General features: G+C 65.8%; 20 protein-coding genes. 10 read left to right on the forward strand and 10 right to left on the reverse strand.

Annotation, left to right across the window (positions count from 1 at the left end):
- The first annotated feature begins 45 nt into the window (after window positions 1-45).
- The 4 genes from I6F20_RS33840 to murA all read left to right on the forward strand — a co-directional run bounded on the left by I6F20_RS33840 (window position 46) and on the right by murA (window position 7,129).
- Window positions 46-2,208, forward strand: a complete 2,163-nt coding sequence (locus I6F20_RS33840; protein ID WP_225130199.1) for a hypothetical protein — start codon at window positions 46-48, stop codon at window positions 2,206-2,208.
- A gap of 387 nt (window positions 2,209-2,595) precedes the next feature.
- On the forward strand, window positions 2,596-5,031 hold the full coding sequence (gene gyrB, locus I6F20_RS33845) for a DNA topoisomerase (ATP-hydrolyzing) subunit B (protein ID WP_036002622.1): 2,436 nt from the start codon (window positions 2,596-2,598) through the stop codon (window positions 5,029-5,031).
- Window positions 5,032-5,239: 208 nt separating this feature from the next.
- The gene (gene yidI, locus I6F20_RS33850; RefSeq protein ID WP_225130201.1) at window positions 5,240-5,707 is read left to right on the forward strand and encodes an inner membrane protein YidI; all 468 of its coding nucleotides are present in this window, start codon (window positions 5,240-5,242) and stop codon (window positions 5,705-5,707) included.
- A gap of 129 nt (window positions 5,708-5,836) precedes the next feature.
- Window positions 5,837-7,129, forward strand: a complete 1,293-nt coding sequence (gene murA, locus I6F20_RS33855) for a UDP-N-acetylglucosamine 1-carboxyvinyltransferase (protein ID WP_225130203.1) — start codon at window positions 5,837-5,839, stop codon at window positions 7,127-7,129.
- Between the two features lie 387 nt (window positions 7,130-7,516).
- Here the strand turns inward: murA and I6F20_RS33860 are convergent, their stop codons facing one another.
- From I6F20_RS33860 to I6F20_RS33875, 4 genes are read right to left on the reverse strand one after another with little or no spacing between them, the layout of a single operon-like run.
- Window positions 7,517-7,960 (reverse strand): periplasmic heavy metal sensor, encoded by a 444-nt coding sequence (locus I6F20_RS33860; protein ID WP_225130206.1) that lies wholly within the window; start codon window positions 7,958-7,960, stop codon window positions 7,517-7,519.
- A complete protein-coding gene (locus tag I6F20_RS33865; protein ID WP_225130207.1) occupies window positions 7,957-8,385 on the reverse strand; it encodes a hypothetical protein in 429 nt (142 codons plus the stop codon). Before I6F20_RS33865 ends, I6F20_RS33860 begins: the two co-directional genes overlap by 4 nt.
- The gene (locus I6F20_RS33870) at window positions 8,382-8,984 is read right to left on the reverse strand and encodes an RNA polymerase sigma factor (protein WP_346277103.1); all 603 of its coding nucleotides are present in this window, start codon (window positions 8,982-8,984) and stop codon (window positions 8,382-8,384) included. Before I6F20_RS33870 ends, I6F20_RS33865 begins: the two co-directional genes overlap by 4 nt.
- Window positions 8,985-9,027: 43 nt before the next feature.
- Window positions 9,028-9,756 (reverse strand): outer membrane protein, encoded by a 729-nt coding sequence (locus tag I6F20_RS33875; protein WP_225130212.1) that lies wholly within the window; start codon window positions 9,754-9,756, stop codon window positions 9,028-9,030.
- Between the two features lie 159 nt (window positions 9,757-9,915).
- On the opposite strand from I6F20_RS33875, the gene I6F20_RS33880 reads away from it, so the two are divergent.
- Together I6F20_RS33880 and I6F20_RS33885 are read left to right on the forward strand one after the other, a co-directional pair.
- On the forward strand, window positions 9,916-11,316 hold the full coding sequence (locus I6F20_RS33880; RefSeq protein WP_225130214.1) for an MATE family efflux transporter: 1,401 nt from the start codon (window positions 9,916-9,918) through the stop codon (window positions 11,314-11,316).
- Complete coding sequence (locus tag I6F20_RS33885) at window positions 11,313-11,801, forward strand: DUF2867 domain-containing protein (protein WP_225130216.1); 489 nt, start codon at window positions 11,313-11,315, stop codon at window positions 11,799-11,801. Before I6F20_RS33880 ends, I6F20_RS33885 begins: the two co-directional genes overlap by 4 nt.
- Before the next feature lie 35 nt (window positions 11,802-11,836).
- Here I6F20_RS33885 and I6F20_RS33890 read toward each other — a convergent pair whose 3' ends face one another.
- Both I6F20_RS33890 and I6F20_RS33895 read right to left on the reverse strand, forming a co-directional pair.
- Window positions 11,837-12,331: a septal ring lytic transglycosylase RlpA family protein gene (locus I6F20_RS33890; RefSeq protein WP_192893029.1), complete on the reverse strand. Its 495-nt coding sequence runs from the start codon at window positions 12,329-12,331 to the stop codon at window positions 11,837-11,839.
- A 313-nt stretch (window positions 12,332-12,644) separates the two neighbouring features.
- On the reverse strand, window positions 12,645-13,760 hold the full coding sequence (locus tag I6F20_RS33895) for an FUSC family protein (protein WP_036002665.1): 1,116 nt from the start codon (window positions 13,758-13,760) through the stop codon (window positions 12,645-12,647).
- Window positions 13,761-13,877: 117 nt separating this feature from the next.
- On the opposite strand from I6F20_RS33895, the gene I6F20_RS33900 reads away from it, so the two are divergent.
- Complete coding sequence (locus I6F20_RS33900) at window positions 13,878-15,245, forward strand: MmgE/PrpD family protein (protein ID WP_225130218.1); 1,368 nt, start codon at window positions 13,878-13,880, stop codon at window positions 15,243-15,245.
- A gap of 44 nt (window positions 15,246-15,289) precedes the next feature.
- Here I6F20_RS33900 and I6F20_RS33905 read toward each other — a convergent pair whose 3' ends face one another.
- Entirely contained in the window at window positions 15,290-16,717 is a 1,428-nt protein-coding gene (locus I6F20_RS33905) for a serine hydrolase domain-containing protein (protein WP_225130220.1), read from the reverse strand.
- A gap of 335 nt (window positions 16,718-17,052) precedes the next feature.
- Window positions 17,053-18,108 (reverse strand): helix-turn-helix domain-containing protein, encoded by a 1,056-nt coding sequence (locus tag I6F20_RS33910; RefSeq protein ID WP_225130222.1) that lies wholly within the window; start codon window positions 18,106-18,108, stop codon window positions 17,053-17,055.
- 159 nt (window positions 18,109-18,267) lie between these two features.
- Here I6F20_RS33910 and I6F20_RS33915 point away from each other — a divergent pair, with 159 nt between their 5' ends.
- The gene (locus I6F20_RS33915) at window positions 18,268-19,185 is read left to right on the forward strand and encodes a pirin family protein (protein WP_036038693.1); all 918 of its coding nucleotides are present in this window, start codon (window positions 18,268-18,270) and stop codon (window positions 19,183-19,185) included.
- Window positions 19,186-19,248: 63 nt separating this feature from the next.
- Entirely contained in the window at window positions 19,249-20,163 is a 915-nt protein-coding gene (locus I6F20_RS33920) for a phosphoribosylaminoimidazolesuccinocarboxamide synthase (protein ID WP_225130224.1), read from the forward strand.
- A gap of 178 nt (window positions 20,164-20,341) precedes the next feature.
- On the opposite strand, the gene I6F20_RS33925 is transcribed toward I6F20_RS33920, so the two are convergent.
- Both I6F20_RS33925 and I6F20_RS33930 read right to left on the reverse strand, forming a co-directional pair.
- On the reverse strand, window positions 20,342-21,835 hold the full coding sequence (locus I6F20_RS33925; protein ID WP_225130226.1) for an NAD-dependent succinate-semialdehyde dehydrogenase: 1,494 nt from the start codon (window positions 21,833-21,835) through the stop codon (window positions 20,342-20,344).
- Window positions 21,836-21,941: 106 nt separating this feature from the next.
- Window positions 21,942-22,262: a hypothetical protein gene (locus tag I6F20_RS33930; protein WP_036002694.1), complete on the reverse strand. Its 321-nt coding sequence runs from the start codon at window positions 22,260-22,262 to the stop codon at window positions 21,942-21,944.
- Window positions 22,263-22,607: 345 nt separating this feature from the next.
- On the opposite strand from I6F20_RS33930, the gene I6F20_RS33935 reads away from it, so the two are divergent.
- Window positions 22,608-23,804: a serine hydrolase domain-containing protein gene (locus tag I6F20_RS33935; protein WP_225130228.1), complete on the forward strand. Its 1,197-nt coding sequence runs from the start codon at window positions 22,608-22,610 to the stop codon at window positions 23,802-23,804.
- Window positions 23,805-23,928 lie beyond the last annotated feature (124 nt).

A 23,928-nucleotide genomic window follows, 5' to 3' on the forward strand; every position in this document is an offset into this window, starting at 1 on the left:
CGCAAGGGCAAGACGACCCGCGCGACATCCAGGAGTTTTTTGACGATGCCGATGACCCGGCGCGGGGCGCAAGTCCCGGCAAGATGGCTGCTGCTTGCCTGCGGCATTCTCGCGATAGTGATCCCCTCGCGTCCCGCCGGCGCGGCAGACGATGGCATCGTCGACGTCCATACGCTGCCGCGGCTCGACGGTGCGGTGGAGGACACTTCGCGTCCCGACACCTATCGCGTGATCTACACCGTGCCGACCCCGCTTGCCGCCACGTCGGACGCGACCAGGAAGCTGCTGAGCGCCGACGGCTGGGTGCCCTATGTGTATCCCCTGGATGAGAGAAGCGCAGCGTTGACCTTCAAGAAGGGACGGCAGGGGCTGCGCGTTTCCTTCACACAGGCGCGCGGGCGACCCGACCAGTCCGCCGTGTTCTACACGCCGAACCGGATCTATGCGAACGTGCCCTTTCCGGAAGGTGCGATCGATCTCGTGTTCGACGAGACCCGGCCCTATCTCAGCTGCATTGCGCCCGGCGCGCTCGATGCGACCGCAGCATTCTTTACCAAGGACATGGCGGCGATGGGATGGCGCAAGCTGAACCCCGATACGGCATCGCGCTGGCCGAACGCCGATCTTGCCGGAGCCGTTCCGAACGGCGTTCGCGTCTTCTACGACCACCCCGATCGCGACGCGACGCACATCTACCAGAAGCCGGTGATGCTGACCCTGACGCGCCGCGACGATGGCCGCACCAATGTCGAGATCAGGGTGGCGCCGTTCGCACTGCCGGAGGTGCTCGAGGCCGACGACGACATGGCCGGCCTGCCACGGCCGAAGCCAACCAAATCTGCGCGGGGCCTCGGCAGCGCCAACTCGAACAAGCGCGAGATCTCGGCCGCCGCGATCGCCGAGCTGCCCGCCGTGCTCGCCTTCTACCAGCGCGAGCTCACCGCGCGCGGCTGGCAGGAGGACGGCCGCGCGCCGCTCGCGCCCGGCGACGAGGTGGCGATCAAGATTTCCAACACTGATGAAACCGGTGTGCTGCGGCTCGGCCGCAAATATGATTTCACCATGGTCAGCCTGACCGCGCAGGTGAAGGAATCCGCGCTCGCCGCTCGCGCCAAGGCGAAGAAGGAGGCCGACGCGAGGTTCCTGAGCGATGCCTTGGGTACGGCTCAGCAGCTCATTGCGGCCGATGATATCAGGCGCAAGACGCAGGCCGCCTCCCTGTCGGACGCCCCGCTCACCGCGCTCGCTGACGGCAAGACGCCGGTGCCGCTGCCCGAAAACGCCGAAGCCGTGACGTTCGAAGGCGGCGACGGCCACCTGGAATTCTCCTCGGAGTCGAGCGTGAAGGCGCTCAGCAGCTTCTATCGGACGGCGCTGAAGAGCTCGGGCTGGAAGGAGCAGCCCTCCGTCATCAACCAGCCGAACATGGCGGTGATGGCGTTCTCGAAGGGCGGCAAGTCGATCTCGATGACGGTGATGCAGATGGGCCCGAAGGTGAATGTCCGCGCCGACGGATCGGGCCTGGTGACGGAAGCGGCCAAGGCTGCGGCCGGCGCGGAGGTGGAGGTTCAGGCCAAATCCGCCGAGCCGCTCAAGCCCGATCCTGAGTCCCCGCTGCCGGTACCGACGCAGCGTTCGTCGAAATCGCTCGCGACCACCAAGATACCCGGAGGCGAAGCGCCGCTCCGCCGCGAGCTCGAGGCCCGCATCCCCGCTTCGCTCGACGAGGTCCTCGCCTTCTACCGGGCCGAGCTTGCAAAGCTGGGCTGGCAGGAGAAGACCGACGGCGCAGCCGTGTCCGCGGAACGCGCGCAGATCGACTTCACCTCGCCGCAAGGTCCCGCCGTGCTCAAGCTCGGCCGCGCCAAGGGCGAGACCACGGTCAGCCTGGCGCAGAAGAATGCCGATGCCGCGGCCAAGGCCGAGATCATGCCGAAGGCGGGACAAGCGCGGCTCATGCTCGGAAACATGGCAGCGAACGAGGTCGCGCTGACGATCAACAAGCAGACGGTGAAGATCGCAGCCGGCGCCGGCGGCCCGCAATCACCGAAAGGCCCGATGCTCGACCTACCGCCCGGCAAATACGTGTACGCGTTGCGCCTGCCCGGCCGCCCTGCGCGTAGCGAGTCCCTGACCGTTGCCGCCGGCGAGGCCTGGGGCCTTCTGGTGGGCCCGAGCGGCGACGTGCTGCCGCTGCAGATGTATTGAGGCTGCACGCTTTCAGATTCGCGGTATCGTCATGGCCGGGCTTGTCCCGGCCATCCACGTCTTCCGCGACGCCAAGAACGTGGATGCCAGGACAAGGCCGGGCATGACGGCGATCGATGAATCAGTTTCAGGTGCCCCAAAACCACTCTTCCTGGCCCCGCAAAATCCACGGCTTTTCGAGGCAAAAAACTGCCCTCGAATCGGGCTTTTTGCGGCGCCCAGAATCGGCCCTCCGGCGCCTTGAAAACCGGCCGAAAAACCCTATCTGCTCAAAGGGTTGCCGGAGGATACTTTGCGCTAGGCGCAAGCGGTCTTTCATGGCACAAATAGCCCCGCAAATCAGCGCCTTTTGCGCCGCTGATTCGGGCGACATCTCGAAGGCCTCTCATGACAGAACCTGCTCGGCAGCACGCTGCCGAAAACGAGCCCTCCAACGCGAGCGATTACGGCGCGGAATCGATCCGCGTGCTCAAGGGACTCGATGCCGTCCGCAAGCGCCCGGGCATGTATATCGGCGATACCGACGACGGCTCGGGCCTGCACCACATGGTCTACGAAGTCGTCGATAACGCCATCGACGAGGCGCTCGCCGGCCATGCCTCGCGCGTCGAGGTGATCCTCAACGCGGATAATTCCGTCACCGTGCGCGACGACGGCCGCGGCATTCCCGTCGACATCCACAAGGGCGAAGGCATCTCGGCGGCCGAGGTCATCATGACCCAGCTGCACGCCGGCGGTAAGTTCGACCAGAACTCCTACAAAGTTTCCGGCGGCCTGCACGGCGTCGGCGTCTCCGTCGTCAACGCGCTGTCGAGCAAGCTCGGCTTGCGCATCTGGCGTGACAACAAGGAGCACTATATCGAGTTCGCTCACGGCGATGCCGTCGCACCGCTGAAGGTGGTCGGCGAGGCGCCGGGCCGGCGCGGCACCGAGGTGACGTTCCTGGCCTCGACCGAGACCTTCAAGAACATCGAATACGACTTCGCCACGCTCGAGCATCGCTTACGCGAGCTCGCCTTCCTCAATTCCGGCGTCAACATCGTGCTCTCCGACATGCGCCACGCGGTCGAGAAGCGCGAGGAGATGTTCTATTCCGGCGGCGTCGAGGAGTTCGTCAAATATCTCGACCGCAACAAGAAGGCCCTGGTGCCGGCGCCGATCATGGTGCGCTCGGAAGCCAACGGCATCGGCGTCGAGGCCGCTTTGTGGTGGAACGACAGCTACCACGAGAACGTGCTGTGCTTCACCAACAACATCCCGCAACGCGACGGGGGCACCCATCTCGCCGGCTTCCGCGGCGCGCTGACGCGCCAAGTCAACGGCTATGCCGAGGCCAATGCCAAGAAGGAAAAGATCGCGCTGACCGGCGACGATTGCCGCGAAGGGCTCACCGCCGTTCTCTCGGTGAAGGTGCCCGATCCGAAGTTTTCGTCGCAAACCAAGGACAAGCTGGTGTCCTCGGAAGTGCGCCCCGTGGTCGAGAACGTCCTTAACGAGGCGCTTGCCGCCTGGTTCGAGGAGCACCCGAGCGAAGCCAAGATGATCGTCGGCAAGGTGATCCAGGCCGCGGCGGCCCGTGAAGCTGCGCGAAAAGCGCGCGAGCTGACGCGCAAGAGCCCGCTCTCGGTCTCCTCGCTGCCGGGCAAGCTCGCCGACTGCCAGGAAAAGGATCCAGCCAAGTCCGAGCTCTTCATCGTCGAGGGCGACTCGGCAGGCGGCAGCGCCAAGCAGGGCCGCAACCGCGAGTTCCAGGCCGTCTTGCCGCTCCGCGGCAAGATCCTGAACGTCGAGCGCGTGCGTCCCGACAAGATGCTGTCGTCAGAGCAGATCGGCACGCTGATCACCGCGCTCGGCACCGGCATCAGCGACGAGTTCTCGGTCGAGAAGCTGCGCTATCACAAGATCATCGTGATGACGGACGCCGACGTCGACGGCGCCCACATCCGCACGCTGCTGCTGACGTTCTTCTACCGGCAGATGCGCGACATCATCGATGGCGGCTATCTCTATATCGCCCAGCCGCCGCTCTATAAGGTCTCACGCGGCAAGTCCGAGCAGTACCTGAAGGACGAGCGGGCGCTGGAAGACTATCTCATCGACGCCGGCCTCGATGATTGCGTGTACATCCCCGGCACCGGCGGCGACCGCTCCGGGCGCGATCTGCGCGCGCTGGTCGATGACGCCCGCGTAGTCCGCAGCGTCCTGCGCAACCTGCACAGCCGCTATAATCGCAAGGTGGTCGAGCAGGCCGCCATCACCGGCGTGCTGAACAAGGAGATCTACGGCGATCCCGAGAAGGCGGCGGCCGCCGCGCAATACATCGCGAGCCGGCTGGACAACCAGGCCGAGGAGGTCGAGCGCGGCTGGGTCGGACAATTCATCGAGGGCCAGGGCTTCCTATTCGAGCGCACCGTGCGCGGCGTCAAGGAAGCCGCCGTCATCGACGATGCGCTGCTTGGCTCGGCCGAGGCGCGCAAGCTCGACGAATACACGACCAAGCTCCAGGACGTTTACGCCCGCTCCGGCAAGCTACGGCGCAAGGATTCAGAGCACGTGGTCCACGGCCCGGTCGATCTGTTCGAGGCCGTGACCGATTCGGGTCGCAAGGGCATCAGCCTGCAGCGCTATAAAGGCCTCGGCGAGATGAACCCGGAGCAGCTCTGGGAGACGACGCTCGACACCGAGGCACGCTCGCTGCTCCAGGTGAAGGTCAAGGAGGTCGACGAGGCCGACGACATCTTCACCAAGCTGATGGGCGACGTCGTCGAGCCGCGCCGCGATTTCATTCAGGAACATTCGCTGAGCGCGACGATCGATATTTGAGGGCTCGCTGCTTCCGCGGCGTCATGGCCGGGCTTGTCCCGGCCATCCACGTCTTGCCCCGCGGAACAAAGAACGTGGATGCCCGGGACAAGCCTGGACAAGCCCTGGCATGACGGCAGCACCAATCCGGCCCTGAACCTCCCCACCCGCCATCGCGACGAAACGGCATGACCCCGCAAGGCCAATTCCGGCCGGGAAATGTCGCGCCATGACCGCCTCTGCAACGACCGGCTCCGCCGCGCCCTCACGCCGTCTCGGCATCATCGGCAGCATTGTCGGCGTGCTGGCGCTGATGGTGGCCGTGCTGCCGCATTGGGTCGTGCCGATCGTGTTTCCGCCGCCGCCGGCGGACAAGGTGATCGTCGACACCGGACATCGCATCAAGGACCGCATCGTCGCCAAGGTGAAGGGCGTGGAGTTCAAGGCTCCGGACCTCGAGAAGTCGGCTGGAAGAAGCTGGCGTGATATCGCATCGGTCACGGCGATCTCGCTCGGCCTGCTCGCCATCCTGCTGTCGGTGCTCTCGCTGATCTTTCGGGAGGAACGGCTCCTTGCCGCTGTCGCCGCCGCACTCGGCACCGGCGCCATCGCCATCGAAATCTCCTTCTTCCTGATGGGCGTCCTGATCCTGATCGCGTTCCTCTATGTGGTCGGGAGTATCATCGGGTTGTTCTGAGGGCGGGTCCTGCCACAAGCGACGGACGGACGTGTGCGGGTCCCAGCCGGCACAATTGCTCCCGCGCTCAAATCTCTGTAGTTTCCGCCCGAAACAGGCCCTCCCACTCAACAGGACAGCGAGAACCCCGTGGCGCCCATCCAATACATCGTCGAGGGCGGTCACCGGCTCTCGGGCTCGATCGAGCCGTCCGGCAATAAGAATTCGGCGTTGCCGATCATCGCCGCCGCGCTGCTGACCGAGCATCCGGTCGTGCTGGAGAACGTGCCGCGGATCCGCGACACCGAGACGCTGGTCGAGCTGGTCCGCTCGGTCGGCGCGTCGGCCGAATGGTCCGCGCGCAACACGCTTCACATCCACGCCAAGAGCATCCGCGCCGCCGACCTCGACCCCGAACTGTGCGTGCGCATTCGCGCCTCGATCCTGCTCGCCGGGCCGCTGCTCGCCCGCTGCGGCGAGGTGATGCTGCCGCCGCCGGGCGGCGACGTCATCGGCCGACGGCGACTGGACACGCATGTGCTCGCGCTGGAGCAGCTCGGCGCCAAGGTCACCGCGACCGATCGGCTCGAATTCCGCGCGCCAAAGCTCGCGGGCGCGGACGTGTTCCTGGACGAGCCGAGCGTCACCGCCACCGAGAACGCGCTGGTCGCGGCGGTCGCCGCCGACGGCATCACCTATTTGCGCAACGCGGCCTCCGAGCCGCATGTGCAGGACCTCGCCAATTTCCTGGTCGCGCTCGGCGCCAGGATCGAAGGCATCGGCACCAACACCATGATCATCCATGGTCAAGCGACGCTCGGCGGGACGACGTACCGGATCCAGCCCGACCACATCGAGGTCGGCTCGCTGATCGGGCTTGCCGCCGTGACGCGCTCGCCCTTGCGCATCGCGCGCGCGGGCGTCGAGCATCTGCGCTCGATCCGCATGGGCTTCGAGCGGCTCGGCATCGTCTGCCGCATCGAGGGCGATGATCTTATCGTGCCCTCCAACCAGACATTGAAGATCCAGGACGATTTCGGCGGCCATGTGCCGAAGCTGGAGGACCAGCCTTGGCCGGCCTTCCCGGCCGACCTGATGTCGATCGCCATTGTCACCGCCACGCAATGCGAGGGCGTGATCCTGATGTTCGAGAAGATGTTCGAATCCAGGATGTTCTTCGTCGACAAGCTGATCGCGATGGGCGCGCGCATCGTGCTGTGCGATCCGCACCGCGCCATCATCGCCGGCCCCAGCCGCCTGCACGGCGCCACAATGACCTCGCCCGACATCCGCGCCGGCATGGCGATGCTGCTCGCGGCCGTCTGCGCCGAGGGCACCTCGACCATCAACAACGCCGACCAGATCGAGCGCGGCTATGAGCGCATCGAGGAGCGGCTGAACGCGCTTGGTGCGAAGATCAAGCGCGTGCCGGAGCGGGGCTAACCTGTTCTATTTTGGCGGATTCGCGTCGAAGGCCTGTTTGCAGGCCGCGGACAAGCTCGCGTAATTGTCGCCGAGGCATTTGCGGATGCGGCCGCTCCCGGGCATGGTGCCGGCGCAGAACCGTGAATAGTCTGCCTTGCAGGCCTGCTTTGCCTCACTCCGCGCATCACCTGCGGAGGCTTGCGAAAGAAACAACACGAGAAGTGCGATCAGACTCGCGGCCGCAAGACCCGCACGCACGTAGACGGCCGTCCGATGCGAGAACCTCACCACTGGTCCGCTTGCCGTCCTGTCAAATCGTTGCACCATATCATCTCCACCAATTCGCAGACATCGATGTAGGTGATACGTCTGGACGGGCCGAATCCCTCGTTCACTTTGCGCGACTCAGCGAAAATAGCCGCCGACGAGCTGTCGGCGTCCTTTCGCTGAAATTCGTTCCAGCATCTCGACGAAGGTCGAGACGACGAGGTCGCCAATCTTCACGCGCTTGTCGCGGGCATCCTTCACGGCTGCTTCCAGCTCGGCCTTGTCGAGATTCGTCTGCGCCGCCGTTTTCATCGCCTTCATCAGCGCGAGCCGGTACTCGGCCTGGAGCGGGGCCAGCTCCGCCTCCTTGCCGCGATAGATGCTCCACAGGATCTCCGCGTCTTCCGCCGGAAGTCTTTCGGCGACACGCTCGATCATGCGTAGCGGCACGGCTGCGCCCGGTCGAAAGCCGCCGGGTAGCAGCCATTGCGCCGAGACATAGGTAAACAGGGCGACGTTGACGCACAGCGACAGCAGCATGAGCGCCCGCCAGGGAGTGGACCATTCTCGCCGGAACTTCATTGCACCGATCCATAGCCGATTGCGTAGATGTCGAAGACGCCGCTCATGACGGACAGGGGGTCCGACGGCGCGTGGGCGTAGGGCAGCGCCCCCGCCAGCCACACACCCACCATCACAGAGCAGGCGAGACTTGCGGCGGGAACGAGCGCCGGCCAGCGCAACAGGCGACGATGCCATGCCGGCCTATGCTGCTGCGGGATGGCGGCGAGCCTTTGCAGGACCAGAAAGCTCGAACGATCCACCCTCGCCGTCTCGATCTCCGGGGCGACGGCAAGGAGCCGGTCGAGGCGCGACTGCTGGTCCAGGACCGCAGCGCCTTCCGCGGTCGCCGCAATCCGCCGCGCGGCCTCGCGCGTCGGTGCGGGCCAGCGCTCGATCTCACCTCCCCATGTCTCGGCCAATTGTCTGAACTGTTCGGGCGTCATACGTGGCTCCCCGTCTGCTGTATTTTCTGAACATTTGCCTTGAGCGCCGTGCGGGCGCGGCCCAGCAGCGATTCGAACGCCTTGGCGCTGACGTCCATCGCCTTGGCGGCCTCCTCGCCGCTCAATCCCTCCATGTGGAAGAGGGCGATCGCGCCGCGCTGCCGGTCCGACAGGCCGGCCATCGCGCGATTGAGAAGACTGAGCTCCTCATCCGCGATCAGCCGCTCGACGGCGTGCGGTCCCATGTCGGGTACGTCGCCGGCGTCTTCGAGCGGCAGGAACGTTCGCCGCCGCGTGCGATCGAAGGTCAGGTTGAGGACGATGCGGTAGAGCCAGGTCGTAAACTTCGCAACCTGCGGATCGAACGAGGCTGCGTGCGTCCAAACCCGCATGAACGCCTCCTGGCCGATGTCGTCGGCCTCGGCCGGGTCGCGCACGATCCGCTCCGCGACCCGCAGCGCCCGAGGCATATGGCGCCGCATGAGGACGCGAAACGCATGCTGCCGCTGCGCCGAAACCTCCGCCATCAAGGCCTCGTCCGATGGCTCTTCCATCACATCGATCTGTTGCTCTGGCCTGCGGACATCGTAGCCGAGAATTGCGAACCGATCCTACCAGACGATAGCCGCCTCCAACCGAGCATCAAAAGCGCCAATAGACTCCGGCTCGCACCGTGTGCGTGTCGAGCCGGGACTCGCGCGCGCCGAAGGTCGTCGCGCCGACCGTCTGGGCGGCCAGCGTCTTCGAGCCGTAATTGTCATAGAGATATTCGAGCCGGACCGAGGCCTGCGGTGCGAAGCGGAATTCCCCGCCCGCTCCGATCGACCAGCCGATCCGTGTATCGCTCCAGCTCGCAACGGCCCCGATCCCATTGTCGAACGCCTTGCTCTCGACGCCCGCGACGGCAAGGCCACCGGCGGCGAACAGCAGCGTGCGGTCGAAAGCATAGCCGATCCGTCCACGGAGATGGCTGTTCCAATTGACCGCGGATTGAAGCTGCGTGACCGCGGGTGTCGGCGCAAAGCCGGTATCGATCGTCGCGCGCGCATCGACGAAGTTCACGTCGCCCTCGAGCCCGGCGACGATCCGGCCCCATTGCGCCGAGAAGCCCGCCGTTGCACCGACGATCGCGCCCTTCGGATCGACAAAGTGGAATTCACCCGTCGCCGGCAGCGAGATATCGGAACGGCCGGAAACATAGCCGGCCTGAATCCCGACATAGGGCCCCGCCCAGCTCAGCAAGGCTGCCGACGCCGACTGCGGGGGCGGCGCTGCGGGCAGCCTCAGGTCGGCCGCTGCAGCGGCGTCGGCACTCAGGATGGCGGAACCGATGAACAGTGCGGCGAACGTCAGTCTAAATCTCGTTATCATACTCAATTCCCAATGTGAGACCGGCCCAGATTCGCCGCACATGACGAATACGGTGCAACCCGACCTTTCCTTCGCCTGAGCCCCCGCCTTTTTTCAGCGGCACCCGCCCTCACATTTCTTTGCCGTTACTTCGCCGATCGAGGCTGCTATGTCCCCGGCATGACCGAGCTTTTGGATACCAAACGGCGGTACCGGGCACGCCTGGACGCACGGCAGAACCATCTTGCCGAAGAATTCATCGAGACGCTGCGCCTCGCCGTGCCGCTGATGCTGACGCAGCTCGGCCAGATCGCGATGATCACGACCGATCTTGCGATGATCGGGCGGCTCGGCGAGGAGGCGGTGGCCGCGGCGGCGCTGGCCCATACGGTCTATTTCGTCAGCTTCACGTTCGGGCTCGGATTGACGTCCGCAGTGTCGCCGCTGGCGGCGCAGGCGTTCGGCGCCGGCGACGTCAGGCGCATTCGGCGCTCCTTGCGCGTCGGTCTGTGGGCCGCGCTGCTGATTTCGCTGCCGATGATGGCCTCGCCGCTCTATGGCGAGCAGATTTTGCTCGCGCTCGGTCAAACGCCGCACTCGGCCGCGCTGGCGCAGCACTATCTGAACGGCCTGGCCTGGGGCATCGCACCGGCGCTCGGATTCATCGCGCTGCGCAGCATGATGAGCGCAGTGAACCGGCCGCAGGCGCCGCTATGGATCACGCTGGCGGCGATCCCGGTCAATGCCGCGCTGGTCTATGCCCTGATCCACGGGCTGTTCGGCCTGCCCGAGCTCGGCCTGTTCGGCGCGGGGCTTGCGACCACGCTGGTCAATCTCGGCACCTTCCTCGCCGCGCTCGCGATCGCCGGGCTACGCAAGCCGTTCGCGGACTATCATCCGCTCGCCCGCCTCTGGCGGATCGACTGGCCCTTGATGCGCCAGCTGATCTCGATCGGCGCGCCGATCTCGTTCTCCCTGCTGCTGGAATATGGCCTGTTCTCCTCGGCCGCCCTGCTGATGGGCTTGATCTCGACCACCGCGATTGCCGCGCACCAGATCGCGCTCCAGGTCACCGCCGTGCTGTTCATGGTGCCGCTCGGCATCGGCATGGCGGCGACCGTGCGGGTCGGTCATGCCTTCGGCCGCAAGGATCCGGCGGCGGTGAAGCGCGCAGGACTCGTCGCAGCCGTGCTCGGCCTCGCGCTGGTCTCCGCGCTGACGATCGCCATCGTGATCGGTCGCTATCAGCTCGGCCGGCTGTTCTTCGGCGCCGGCAGCGAAAGTGCGGCCACCGTCGAGCTGACGGCAACGCTGCTGCTGGTCGGGGCCAGCTTCTTCATCGCCGACGGCCTGCAGACCATCATGGGCGGCGCGCTGCGCGGCATCAACGACACCAAGATGACCCTGCTGTTCGCCGCGATCGGCTATTGGGGCGTCTCTTTTCCCATCGGCTGGTTGCTGGCGTTCCACACAGGGCTGGGCGCGATCGGCGTCTGGATCGGATTCTCGATCGGCACGTTCGTCTATGCCGGGCTCCTGATCTTGCGCTTCCGGATGCTGACGCGCAAAATGGCGGGATGATCGGGACGGTCCGCGAAGTCGCGCCTGAAGTCGATGCCGATGCGCTGCTCGCCGGCGCGCAGTTCATCGACGCGTTTTGCGTGGACATCGGCGCCGCGGCGGTGAATGCCCGCGAAGCCTGCACCAGGATGGTGCTGCACGGGCCGCGCTGGATCGACGCACTGCTGCGCCTGCGCAACATTCTGGTGAGGCCGTTCGGGCTGAAGACATCGGGCGAAGGCGCCCCGGCGCCGTACGGCATGATCGGCCTGTTTCCGGTGCTGAGCGAGACGCCGGAGCAGCTGGTCGCGGGCTTCGATGATTCGCACCTCGATTTCCGCATCGTGGTCGACGTTTCAGGCAATGCCGCGCGCCGGCAGGTGACCTCGACCACGCTGGTGCGCACGCACAACCTGCTCGGCCGGACCTATCTTGCGCTGATCATGCCCTTCCACAAGCTCGTGGTCCGCAACATGATGGGACGCATCGTGGAGACGGCCCGATGAACTGTGCGGGCCGACATTGAACGAACACGCCCTGTTCAGCCCACCGGCCCTGCAGTCCAATTGTCGCCAGCGAGCGGACTGACTTTCACGTCAGGAATGACACCGAGGTCCATGCTCGGATCGAAATGGCGCATCGTTCGCTCATTGAGGTCGATGATGCGGCCAGGTCTTAGTGGTCCCACGTCGTTTATCTTGACGATGACCTTCTTGCCCACGGCCTCGACGAGAGCATATTTCGGCCTCGCGCCGAATCCGACCCCACCGAATTTCCGGCGCAGGCTCGTCTTGATGGCAGCCGTCCAGGCGGAGGGATCATAACGTTCGCCGGAAGCCGTCTGCGGACCGCCCTCCTCCTTGCCGGGCTTGAACGGATTATAGGTGGACGCCGCGCCAATAATCGCATCGCCCGAGGCGGCATCGACGACGGCACTTGAGTGATCCCCACGCGTTTCACTTCGAGCAACGGCAACAGAGAAGGCAAGCGTAACCAGGGCGCCGCAAACTGCGGCGCTCGAGCGGAAGAGCATCATGAGTCCTGTGATTTTTTAGATTGTCCGGTTCCAGAACCGCACACGTGGTCAAGCGAACGCAGCAGCGCTCATGAACTTGCCGATCGTTTTGCGGATTCGAGCCAACCCCCTGGCTACGGAACCGTTGTGAGAACCGGAGTGGTCTCACGTCGTGTTTAGCTTCTCGCCGATTAAAACAGAAAATGCGTCAGCAACATGACCCGATGGAACCTCGTGCGTGGAGCGACTCAGAGCCGCAGACCGCCGATCACCGCCGCGCTTCGCACACGCGCATTACTGTCGAAAGCCGACGTTGACGACGACGCGCCCGAACTCACTCCGCAACGCGTGCGGTTTTATCTGTCGAGGCCTCCGACCATTCGCCGACGACGCGGTCGAGGTCGCCGAGATTCTGGTGCATCTGCTCCAGGGAGAAGCCGAGCGCGAAGAAGCGCTCGGCTGTGTCGCTCGCGTGGCCGCGGATCAGGCCATCCTGACGGACGGACGCGACGGCCTCGGCGTAGTGCTGGAGCGCGACATGGACGGGATGGATCGGCGGCGCGCCGGCGCCCTCGCGCAAGGCGCCAGCGGCCGAGCGGAGGAAGCGGGCGATCACGGTCGACACTTCCGACAGGGGCGCTGCCAGCCGCAATTGCACTTCCACCGGCAGCGGCACCACCGTGGCGCGGCCGATCATCACGACGTCATGGCGCAGCCGCAGGATCGTTCGCAGCAACGGGCCGGTGTCCGGGCCGCTCGACAGCCGCGCCGCGCGCTCACGCTCGGCTTCGGAGCCGATCGCATTCAGATTGACCATCGCGGTGCCGATGCCGTCCTGGATCCGGTGCAGCGCGTCGTTGTCGCGGCCGCGCGTGAGGCCTGCCAGCAGCTCGGCGAGGGCATCGGCGATCAGCTCGAGCAGAACCGCCGCGCTGGCGCGGATCTGCCGCACCGCGCGCGAGGGCAGCACCAGGAAGGAGACCAGCAATCCCGTGACGGCGCCGACGCCGACCTCGCTGACCCGATCGATCGCCGAGGTCAGGGGATCGGCATGATGCAGGGTCGGAACCAGGAGCACGATCACGGCGGTGACAGTGGCGGCGCTGAGGCTCGGATTGATCGCGGCGATGAAGGCGAGCGGGGCGACGGAGAGGACCAGCAGGCCGAGCAGGCCCGCCTCGCTGGAATAGGGAATCAGGATGGCGATGGCGCCGCCATAGAGGGCTCCGCCGATGGTGCCGAGCATGTAGTCGCGCGTCGCCTTCAGCGAGCGGCCGACGCTCATCTGGGTCACGATCAGCGAGGTCAGCACCGCCCAGAGCGGCAGCAGCAGATGCAGCGCGGTCGCGATCGCATAGGCCGCTGTCGCGGCGACCGTGACCCGGATCGCCAGCCCCAATTGCGTCCGCCGCGCTCGAATCCGGTCGAACAGCTGCCTTGCGCGCGTCATGCGGAATATCCCGATCCTTTTCGCCTAAGCAAAAGCATGGCTGATCCCCGCCGACGCAAGGCCGCTTGAAAGGCCAAATCAGCCCGCCTAACTTGCGCGCCAAATCGAGGAAACACGATGGCTCACGAAACCGCAACGCTCGCCGCCTATGTCTTCAATCTCAAGTACCAGGATATTCCGGCGGAGGTGCTGGAGCGCGCCAAGGTCCTGACGCTGGACTTCCTCGGCAGCGCCATCAGGGCGCGGCGCGAGGCGGAATCGACCCCGTCGATGCTGAAGATGCTGGAGGCGCTGGCGCTCGACACCAAGGGCGAGTCCACCGTGTTCGGCGATACCAAGACCTGGACGCCGGCGGTCGCGGCGCTGCTCAACGGCGCGCTCGGCCACTCCCTCGATTTCGACGACACCCATGCCGATTCCTCGCTGCATCCGAGCGCACCGGTGGTGCCGGCCGCCTTCGCTGTCGGCGAGATGGTGGGCGCCTCCGGGCGAGAGGTGCTGACGGCGATCGTTGCTGGCTATGAGGTGTGCTGCCGGCTCGGCAATGCGCTCGATCCGACCTCGCATTACGCGCGCGGCTTCCACCCGACGGCGACGGCCGGCACCTACGGCGCGGCCGCGGCGGCGGGCAAGCTGTTCGGCCTCAGCGGGAAGCAGCTGATTGCCGCGTTTGGCGTCTCCGGCAGCCAGGCCGCGGGCTCGCTGCAATTTCTGGTCAACGGCGCCTGGAACAAGCGCTACCAGGTCGGCGCCGCCGCGATGAACGGCGTGATCGCCGCGACATTGGCGCGCAACGATTTCGTTGGTGCGACCGAGTCGGTCGAAGGCAAGCACGGCCTGCTCGCCGGTTATACCGACGATGCGCATCCCGACAAGGCGGTGGCCGAGCTCGGCAAGACCTATGAGACCATGAAGATCGGCGTGAAGCCCTATCCGAGCTGCCGCTACACCCATGCCGCGATCGACGCGCTGATCGCGATGCGGCGCGAGCACAATCTGACGCCGGAGCAGGTCAAGCGCGTCGAGATCGGCCTGCACCGCAACGGCATCACGCTGACCGGCGACGCCGCGACCAAGCGGCACCCGCGCTCGATCGTCGGCGGCCAGTTCTCGATGTTCTTCACCGGCGCGCTCGCACTCGACCAGGGTTCATTCGGCTGGGACGATTACAACCGGCTCGGCGACGCCGCGATCGACGCGCTCGCCGACAAGTTCGACGTGGTGCAGGACGATCGCCTCGAGATCGGCCGCACCCATCCCTTCGGCGCGCGCGTGAGCATCACGACGGATGATGGCGTGCACGAGCGGCTTTATGCCGATCCCTCGGGCGAGCCGAATTCTTTCCCGGATACGCAGGCGATGCAGCAGAAGTTCTTGACGCTGGCCCGTCCGGTGCTGAATGCGCGCGCGGAGAAGTTCGCGGATGCGATCATGACGCTGGAGCGGTTCGAGCGCGTGGCGCAGGCGACGGAATTGGGGAGGTAAGTTCACCGCGGCGCTCCGCTTCCCCCCTGGAGGGTAAGAAGACCTCAATCCCCTCCCGCCAGCCTCCCCTTCTCGCGCGTTGCCGCCACCACATCGCGCACGAGGTCGAACACACCGTCGGCGTGCGGCGGCGCGTTCGGCGAGCGCCCCATGCGCACGATCACCAGCTGCTCCGACGGGATCACGATGGTGTACTGCCCGATCGTGCCCTTGGCGAAGAAGGCATCGCTCGGCCAGCCGTGCTCCATGCGAAGATTTGCGCCGAAGCTGTCGCCCTGGTTGGTCCAGAAGCCGGCGCCGATGCCGACCCACGCATTCGGCGTGGCCGTCGCCGAATAGGTGACCCACCCTTCCGGCAGGATGCGTTTGCCACCGGCGACGCCGTCATTGAGATAGAGCTGGCCGAAGCGCGCCCAGTCGCGGGCGGAGGCGAGCATCTCGGTCGACCCCTCGATCGTGCCGGCGCCGTCGAGCTGGAGCACGACATGGCGCATGCCGAGCGGGGCGAACAATTCGCGGCGCGCAAAGCGCAGCGCGTCTTGCGGTGTGCCGCCGGCCGCATCGCGGATCAGACGCGAGAGAATGAGGGTGTTGCCGTCGTGATAATTCCATGCTGTGCCGGGCGCGGTTGCGAGCGGCATGCTCTCGGCATAGGCGGCCATGTCCTTCTCGGCGAATTTCATCCTGTTGACCGGCTCGAAGGCGGAGCCCAGCGAGGCCTGCAACGAGCTGCCGAGCGCGAGGCCCGCGGTGTGGCGCAGCAGCTGATCGACATTGATGGCATGGCGCGGATCGTCGGGATCCTTCCAGGCGGCGACCGGTGCGGGGCCGTCGAGCTTCAGCTTGCCCTGGCGCACCAGCACGCCGATCAGCGCCGAGACCACCGACTTGGTCATGGAGAAGCCGAGCAGCGGCGTCTCGGGGCCGATGCCGTCGGCGTAGCGTTCGGCGACGACGCGGCCGGCCTTCATCACGACGATGGCGCGGGTGCGGCGGTAAGGCGGCTGAGCGGGCTCGGCAAAGGCGCGGTCGAGCGCGGCGCCGAGCTCGGGGCTCTGCGGCGGCACGATCGCGGGGCCGGCGATCGCGGGAAGCAACGCGGGCCGCTTGTCGTCAGGCAGCGGCTCGACGGAGGCAATGCCGGCGCCGTGCTCAAGCGTGCAGCCGAGGCCCTCGCGATAGATGGCGTGGCTGCGGCCGAGGCCGAACAGCGTCACCGTGACATCCTTGCGGACGCGGTCGATTCTGTACTCCATCGCCCAGCTGATCAGGCCCGCTCCGGGCATGGCGTCGGTGGTCTCGGCGAAGTTGCGCCCGGGATCGAGGCCGGACACGAACGTCTCGGCGCACAGGATGTCGGCGACTAAGCCGGTCGCGACCTTCGGCACGTCGTGGGCTCGAGCCGCGCCGAGCGCGAGGCCGGCTGCGGCGATGGCGGAGGCGAAAAGGACGATCTTGCGGCGGCGGGTCACGGGCGTTCTCCGGCTGAGGCGTATGCCGGGGAGGAAGCGGGATGCGGGCGGGGGATGCTCGCCGGATTTGGAAAAGGGGTTGGTTGAAATCGGGGCGGGCTGGCCGATTTTGGAATTGTGAAGCCATTCCAAATTCTTAGAGGTACCGTGCCGTCACAGCGGTGGTGCGCTCCCTCGCCCCGTTCTTACGGGGCCGCGACGAGCTTCGCTCGCGCTGAGAGGGTTGGGGTGAGGGGCCTCTCCGCACGCGAGACTGCCGACGGACCCGTACCCCCTCACCCGGATCGCAAGAGCGATCCGACCTCTCCGCGCAAGCGGGGAGTGGTAAAGAAAGATCAAGCCGCACTCGTCTTCAACCGCCGGTACTCGGTCGGCGTTACGCCTGTCACCGCCTTGAAGGCGCGGTTGAATGGTCCCAGCGACTGGAAGCCGGCGTCCATGGCAATGGTGATGACGGGGACCTCGGCCTGGGAGGGATAGGCGAGCGCGGCCTTGGCTTCCTCGATGCGGTGGTTGTTCAGGAACACATTGAAATTGCGATAGCCGAGCCGCTGGTTGATCAGGCGGCGCAGCCTGTATTCGGGAATCCTGAGCCGGCCCGCCAGCACACCGATGGTAATGTTCTCCTGGCGATAGATCCGCTCGTCCGCCATCAGGCGCATCAGGGCATCGATGAGTTTCTGGTCGGAGTCCTCGGCCAAAGGCTGGATCGGCGCGATCGCGGGTGCGGGCTCTGGCGCAATCGGAAACAGATCGGCGCCATCGACTCGCAACATTGCGTAGGCGATCGCGGCAACGATGCAGGCGAGCACGCCTGTATTGACGGTGTCGGCGACATCGCTCGCGCTAAAGGCAACGAGGATCTGGAGCAGCGCATTCAACCCGCCATAGAGTGCGGCGGCGCAGACGATGACGACGCGCAGGCGGCGGCGACGCTCGACCAGATCGGCGGACCACGATCCGATCGTCTGCACCACCGCGAGCGCGATGAAGCCGAGCACGATCAGGTTCATTGCCGTCACGGAGAACCGCGCGTTGCCGCCCGGCGCGATCCAGAGACATCCGACGAAGCTGAAGGCGGTCACCGCGGCCCAGATCAAACCATGCCACCAGCGTAGCCGAAACTCGTCGTCGAACAGCGCGCGCGTGAACAGCCAGAACACGACGATGTTGCCGGTCGACAGTGCAATCAGCGGCGCGTGCCAGATTGGAACGAGCGACGACACGCCGATGGAATAGCTCGCGGCATGCGCCGCCGAGCCTAGCGCGAAGGCCGCGCCGAGGCGGGCCGCGAGCACATTGCGGAAATCGGAGAGCAATGACGCCGCCAGCACCAATAGCAGCGCGACGCTGGCAGCGCGGAAGGCAAGTTCGGTTGCGGCAAGGGTCATCGGCTGGGGCGAACGGTCGCGGTTGAAGGCAGCCGAACATCGTTCGTTGCGCCCGGTTTTTCAAGGACGATCCGCATGCAAGGGTTAGCGGAGCTTTGTCGCGACGGCGACGCCAAATCCTGCTAGCGTCGCGTTCAACAAAGTCAAAGGAGTCCCCCCATGAGCTGGCAGCCCTCGAACGATCCCGTGCTCGGCGATCCCATGTCCTGCGATGCGCTCGATCTCGTCATCGTGCCGCGCACGCGCGATCTCGGTGACGGGTTCGCGGTGCGCCGGGCGTTGCCGCACGGCAAGCGGCAGATGGTCGGGCCTTTCATCTTCTTCGACCATTTCGGCCCGGTGCAGTTCGTCTCCGGCAAGGGCATGGACGTGCGGCCGCATCCGCATATCGGGCTCGCCACCGTCACCTATCTGTTCGACGGCGCCATCATGCATCGCGACAGCGAGGGCAACGTCCAGGAGATCGCGCCCGGCGCAATGAACCTGATGACGGCCGGGCGCGGCATCGCGCATTCCGAGCGCACGCCGGACGCGCAGCGCGCCTCGGGCCAGAAGATGCTCGGCCTGCAAAGCTGGATCGCGCTGCCGGCGGGCTCCGAAGAGATCGCGCCGTCGTTCCAGCATTATGCGGCAGGCGATTTGCCGATGATTTCCGAGCGCGACTTCACCGCGCGGGTGATCGCGGGCTCCGCCTTCGGCATCGCCTCGCCGGTGTCGATGGTCTCGCCCTGGTTCTACACCGAGGTCACGGCGCTCGCGGGCGCGAGCGTGCCGCTCGACCCCGATCATGAGGAGCGTGCGATCTATGTCGTCGACGGCGAAATCGAGATCGCCAACGAGCGCTACGAGGGGCCGCGCCTGCTGATCTTCCGGCCCGGCGACCGCATCACCGTGAAGGCGCTGAAGGCGACGCGAATGATGTTTCTCGGCGGCGATGCGCTGGAAGGCCCGCGCCACATCTGGTGGAATTTCGTCTCCTCCAGCAAGGAGCGGATCGAGCAGGCCAAGCAGGACTGGAAAACCGGGCGCTTCGCCGCAGTTCCGCAGGAACACGAGTTCATTCCGCTGCCGGAATAGGCTAATCCGGTGTCCGGCCGCGCCATCAGACGCGGCCGGATGTCCTGTGCGAAGGCTTTGCCGATGACCACCATGCTCTCCAGCGACCTGCCTCTATCCAAGATCGGACGCGGCAAGGTGCGCGATATCTACGCCGTCGACGACGACCGCCTGCTGCTCGTCACCACCGACCGCATCAGCGCCTTCGATGTGGTGATGAGCGAGACCATCCCGATGAAGGGCGCGGTGCTGACCCAGATCAGCGCGTGGTGGTTCAATGAGCTCGAAGGCGTGGTGCCGCATCACATGATCAGCGCCGACACCGACGAGATCATTGCGGCCGTGCCGGCGCTGCAGCCGCACCGCGCCGAGATCCTCGGCCGCGCCATGCTGTGCAAGCGCACCACCGTGTTCCCGATCGAATGCGTGATCCGCGGCTATCTCTCAGGCTCCGCCTGGAAGGAATATGCGGCGAGCGGCACGCTGGCCGGCGAGAAGCTGAAGCCGGGCCTCGTCGAGAGCGAGAAGCTGGAGCCGGCGATCTTTAGCCCCGCGACCAAGGCCGAAAGCGGCCATGACGAGAACATCACCATCGCGCAGATGCGCGCGGTGGTCGGCGACGAGGTCGCCTACACGCTGGAGAGCATGACGCGGGCGATCTACACGCTGGGCGAGGAGCTCGCCCGCGAGCAGGGTATCATCATCGCCGACACCAAGTTCGAGTTCGGCCGCGACAAGGACGGCCGCATCATCCTGATCGACGAGGTGATGACGCCAGATTCGTCGCGGTTCTGGGCGGTCGACGCCTACAGACCGGGCCAGCCGCAGGCGAGCTTCGACAAGCAGCCGCTGCGCGACTATCTCGACGTCGAGCGCCGCGCCGGCCGCTGGAACGGCGACGCCCCGCCGCCGCCGCTGCCGGCCAGCGTGGTGGACGCGACCAGCAAGCGGTACCTGGAAGCGTATCGGCGCGTGACGGGGACAGAGCTGAAGATTTAGGCCCGACTGTTACCGCAGCTCCGTCATTGCGAGGAGCGAAGCGACGAAGCAATCCAGGCTGCCCCTGCGGAGGGATTCTGGATTGCTTCGCTGCGCTCGCAATGACGAGCGGAGAGGCTGGGTGCGCCTCTTCGACATCTCCGCCTGGCTCGCATTCGCGCTGACACGAGCGAGCCGCTCACACCCCCGCCATCATCACGTATTTGATCTCGACATATTCTTCCATGCCGTGACGGGAGCCTTCGCGGCCCAGGCCGCTTTCCTTGACGCCGCCGAAGGGCGCGACCTCGGTGGTGATGAGGCCGGTGTTGACGCCGACCATGCCCGACTCCAGCGCTTCGGCGACGCGCCAGACGCGGCCGAGATCGCGGGAGTAGAAGTACGACGCGAGGCCGAACGGCGAGGCGTTGCACATCGCGATGACGTCGGCCTCGTCCTTGAAGCGGATCACGGGCGCGAGCGGGCCGAAGGTCTCCTCCTGCGACACCAGCGAGTCCGGCTTGACGTCGGCGAGCACCGTCGGCTCGAAGAAGGAGCGCCCGAGCTCGCTGCGCTTGCCGCCGGTGACGACCTTGGCGCCGCGCTTGACGGCATCGGCGATGTGGCGCTCGACCTTGTCGACCGCCTTCATGTTGATCAGCGGGCCCTGCGTCACGCCGCTCTCGGTGCCGTCGCCGATCTTCATTGCCGCGACCTTCTTCGACAGCTTCTGCACGAACTCGTCGTAGATCTTGTCCTGGGCGTAGATGCGGTTGGCGCAGACGCAGGTCTGGCCCATGTTGCGATATTTCGAGACGATCGCGCCTTCGACCGCGGCGTCGATGTCGGCGTCGTCGAATACGATGAAGGGGGCGTTGCCGCCGAGCTCGAGGCCGAGCCGCTTCACGCCGACCGAGGCCTGCTGGTAGAGGATCTTGCCGACGGCGGTCGAGCCGGTGAAGCCGACGAAGCGCACCGCCGGATGCTCGCACAGCACCTTGCCGATCGGCGGCGCATCGCCGGTGATGATGTTGAGCACGCCCTTGGGGATGCCGGCCCGCTCGGCGAGCACGGCCAGCGCCAGCGCCGACAGCGGCGTCTCATTGGCGGGCTTGAGCACCACCGTGCAGCCGGCCGCCAGCGCCGGCGACACTTTGCGCGTGATCATCGAGTTCGGGAAATTCCACGGCGTGATCGCACCGCAGACGCCGATCGGCTGCTTGATGGCGAGCAGGCGCGCATCGGCGCGCTGGGTCGGGATGGTCTCGCCATAGACGCGCCTCGCTTCCTCGGCGAAGAACTCGATATAGGCCGCGCCGATATCGACCTCGCCGAGCGCCTCCGTGAGCGGCTTGCCCTGCTCTGAGGTGAGGATCAGCGCGAGATCCTCGCGGTTGGCGGTGATCAGCTCGAACCATTTGCGCAGAATGTTGGAGCGCTGTTTTGCCGTGTGCTTGGCCCAGCCCGGAAAGGCGCGCTCGGCAGCTTCCACCGCCCGTGTGGTGTCGTCGGCACCAAGCTGCGGCACCTTTGCGAGCTCGACGCCGGTGGCGGGATTGTTGACGGCGAAGACCGGCGTGCCGACCCAGGCGCCGTCGATGTAGCAGGCCTCCTTCAGCAGCGAGGGGTCCTTCAACCGGTCGCGCAGGGTGGCGGTGGCTTGCGGGGCGCGTGCGGCGGCGGTCGGTGTCATGGCGTTTCTCCCTGGGCGATCGGATCGGCCGCAATATAAGGACAGACGGTGCGCAATGCACCGCCCTGCAAACGCACGTCAGATGGCAGCTAAACTGGCAGCGGCCTTAGGCCGCGCCGCTCATATAGGTCTCGCGGCGGCCGATCATGCGCTCCGCGGCGGCCTTGGCATCCGCTTTCGTGGACGTCGCGCAGGTCCGGTACTCTAAATCGGGGACTGACGAGGTGTCGCGGCGACCGAACCATGACTTCGAGCCGACCGGCAGCAGCGCCAGCGCCTGCGCCAGATTGTCCACCGCCCCGAAGGAATAAAGGGCGCCGGTACCGGCGACGCGGACCTCGTAGATCCCCGGCGAAATCGGCGCCTCCAGGTTCTCGCCACGTCCCGGACGGGGATAGCGCTTCCATTCGCTCCAGGTCGAAATCATCTGAGGTCCCCCTCGCCGCCCATCCACGGCCTGCACATTTGCATCAAGTCTTAACGGCTCGTCGATCGGGCCGGGTGCTGAACGCGGCAGCTCACGAAATGTTTCAGGGGTTCAGAACCACGAAGCATATCGCGAGAAACCCATCCGAGGTGAGGCGAGACACGTCGAGCCACCGCAGATTGTAGAAGAGCGTACGCGCTCAGCCTCGTTGTCGTCTTGCGTTTGATCAAGACCGTCAAGTCACGACATCGCGACCGGTGCAGGTAGATAGATGGCGCTTGCCGCGCCGGAGATCCGGGAAGACAATCGATCACTTCCAACAATAATCAAACCCGAGGAAACGCCATGCAAAGCCAAGCACAGATCGATGAGATTCTGCGTCAGAAGAGCGAGACCAAGGAGATTCCGGGCGTCGTCGCCATCGCGGCCAGTGGTCAAGACGTGCTGTATCAGGGCGCGTTCGGCAAGCGCGATCTGTCCAAGCCCGATCCGATGACCGCCGACAGCGTGTTCTGGATCGCATCGATGACGAAGGCGGTGACCACAGCGGGCGCAATGCAGCTGGTCGAGCAGGGCAAGCTGTCGCTGGATGCGCCGATCGGCGATGTCTTGCCGGAGCTCGCCAATCCGCAGGTGCTCGAAGGTTTTGACGCCAATGGCGAGGCGAAGCTGCGGCCGGCCAAAGGACCGATCACGCTGCGCCAGCTCATGACCCACACCGCCGGCTTCTGCTACAACATGTGGAACGGCGATCTCGCGGTCTATCTGGACAAGAACGGCATTCCCGCCATCACCACCTGCCAGAACGCGGCATTGAAGACGCCGATCATGTCCGACCCCGGCACGCGTTGGGAATACGGCACCAACATCGATTTCGTCGGCAAGGCGGTGGAGGCCGCCAGCGGCAAGCGGCTCGACGCGTACCTGCGCGACAATCTGTTCGCGCCGCTCGGCATGCGGGACACCGCTTTCAAGATCAGCGACGACATGCGCAAGCGCCTGGTCGGCATGCATGCGCGCGGCGAGGACGGCCAGCTGGCAGCGATCCCGTTCGAGCTGGAGCAGGAGCCGGAATTCCACATGGGCGGCGGCGGCCTGTACTCGACGGCGGGCGACTACATCAAGTTCACCCAGATGATCCTTAACAAGGGGCGCGGCAACGGCAACCAGGTGCTGAAAGCCGAGACGGTCGCGACGATGGGGCAGAACCACATCGGCGATCTCGCTATGGGCAAGATGACGACGGCGGCGCCGATGTACACCAACGACGTCGATCTCTATCCTGAGCAGGTGAAGAAGTGGGGCCTCAGCTTCATGATCAACACCGCCAAGACCGCCGAGGGCCGCAGCGCCGGCAGCCTCGCCTGGGCAGGCCTTGCCAACACCTATTACTGGATCGATCCGGCGCGCGACGTCACCGGCGTCATCCTGATGCAGCTGCTGCCGTTCGCGGATGCGAAATGCCTGGAGGCGTTCGCGGGCTTTGAGCGCGGCGTTTATGCCGGGCTCGATGCTGCCGGAAGCGGGCAGAAGGCGGCGTGACTCGCAACCTCTCACCTGACGTCATGGCCGGGCTTGTCCCGGCCATCCACGACTTGCCACGCGGCACAAAGAACGTGGATGCCCGGGACAAGCCCGGGCATGACGACGGGTAGAGTGTGCCGAT

This window comes from Bradyrhizobium sp. IC3123 (assembly GCF_020193625.1).
Taxonomy (GTDB): Bacteria; Pseudomonadota; Alphaproteobacteria; order Rhizobiales; family Xanthobacteraceae; genus Bradyrhizobium; species Bradyrhizobium yuanmingense.

Coding starts and splice junctions, on each gene's coding strand:
- I6F20_RS33840 (WP_225130199.1), top strand. CDS start 46: ATGCCGATGACCCGGCGCGGGGCGCAAGTCCCGGCAAGATGGCTGCTG.
- gyrB (WP_036002622.1), top strand. CDS start 2,596: ATGACAGAACCTGCTCGGCAGCACGCTGCCGAAAACGAGCCCTCCAAC.
- yidI (WP_225130201.1), top strand. CDS start 5,240: ATGACCGCCTCTGCAACGACCGGCTCCGCCGCGCCCTCACGCCGTCTC.
- I6F20_RS33860 (WP_225130206.1), bottom strand. CDS start 7,960: ATGAAGTTCCGGCGAGAATGGTCCACTCCCTGGCGGGCGCTCATGCTG.
- I6F20_RS33865 (WP_225130207.1), bottom strand. CDS start 8,385: ATGACGCCCGAACAGTTCAGACAATTGGCCGAGACATGGGGAGGTGAG.
- I6F20_RS33875 (WP_225130212.1), bottom strand. CDS start 9,756: ATGATAACGAGATTTAGACTGACGTTCGCCGCACTGTTCATCGGTTCC.
- I6F20_RS33880 (WP_225130214.1), top strand. CDS start 9,916: ATGACCGAGCTTTTGGATACCAAACGGCGGTACCGGGCACGCCTGGAC.
- I6F20_RS33885 (WP_225130216.1), top strand. CDS start 11,313: ATGATCGGGACGGTCCGCGAAGTCGCGCCTGAAGTCGATGCCGATGCG.
- I6F20_RS33890 (WP_192893029.1), bottom strand. CDS start 12,331: ATGATGCTCTTCCGCTCGAGCGCCGCAGTTTGCGGCGCCCTGGTTACG.
- I6F20_RS33895 (WP_036002665.1), bottom strand. CDS start 13,760: ATGACGCGCGCAAGGCAGCTGTTCGACCGGATTCGAGCGCGGCGGACG.
- I6F20_RS33900 (WP_225130218.1), top strand. CDS start 13,878: ATGGCTCACGAAACCGCAACGCTCGCCGCCTATGTCTTCAATCTCAAG.
- I6F20_RS33910 (WP_225130222.1), bottom strand. CDS start 18,108: ATGACCCTTGCCGCAACCGAACTTGCCTTCCGCGCTGCCAGCGTCGCG.
- I6F20_RS33915 (WP_036038693.1), top strand. CDS start 18,268: ATGAGCTGGCAGCCCTCGAACGATCCCGTGCTCGGCGATCCCATGTCC.
- I6F20_RS33920 (WP_225130224.1), top strand. CDS start 19,249: ATGACCACCATGCTCTCCAGCGACCTGCCTCTATCCAAGATCGGACGC.
- I6F20_RS33925 (WP_225130226.1), bottom strand. CDS start 21,835: ATGACACCGACCGCCGCCGCACGCGCCCCGCAAGCCACCGCCACCCTG.
- I6F20_RS33930 (WP_036002694.1), bottom strand. CDS start 22,262: ATGATTTCGACCTGGAGCGAATGGAAGCGCTATCCCCGTCCGGGACGT.
- I6F20_RS33935 (WP_225130228.1), top strand. CDS start 22,608: ATGCAAAGCCAAGCACAGATCGATGAGATTCTGCGTCAGAAGAGCGAG.